The organism is Pacificibacter marinus (assembly GCF_018860665.1).
GTDB lineage: Bacteria > Pseudomonadota > Alphaproteobacteria > Rhodobacterales > Rhodobacteraceae > Celeribacter > Celeribacter marinus_A.
On the sequence record NZ_JAHKPK010000056.1, the window covers coordinates 58956 to 59348 of the forward strand.

A 393-nucleotide genomic window follows, 5' to 3' on the forward strand; every position below is an offset into this window, starting at 1 on the left:
GTCTCATCGGGCAGCATCCGTCCAACGAGTGCTGACGTTAGACACCCTGTAATGCCAGTGACAACAAACAGCACAACGCCAACTGGGGGCGTCAACATACATATCACGAGGTTGAGCACAAAGATGAAACCAAAGTGCAACGGGTCTATTCCATATTGAAGTGCAATCGGATGAGTTATCAATTTTTCCATGCCGAGACATACAGCGAGCAACCAAAACCAGTGAAAGGCGCACCTCATCAATTCAACAGTGCGGCGCAAGTTGAGGCCGAGGCTGAGCGTGATCCGTATTATTCTGAGCATGTGGATATGCCCCGCCCTCCGCAACAATTGTCAGGCACCCTTACGATCGCAGATTTTAGGGCAAAGCGTGCGAAAATGTTGGCTGAGATGC

General features: G+C 50.4%; 1 protein-coding gene and 1 pseudogene. One reads left to right on the forward strand and one right to left on the reverse strand.

Going from position 1 to position 393, the window contains the following annotated elements:
* The coding region (locus KO497_RS19195) for a TRAP transporter large permease subunit (protein WP_354668129.1) at positions 1–239 on the reverse strand (239 nt) is incomplete at its 3' end.
* On the opposite strand from KO497_RS19195, the pseudogene KO497_RS19200 reads away from it, so the two are divergent.
* Positions 171–393: pseudogene (locus tag KO497_RS19200) on the forward strand (Mob protein); the annotation flags it as partial. The gene KO497_RS19195 and the pseudogene KO497_RS19200 sit on opposite strands and share 69 nt — an antisense overlap.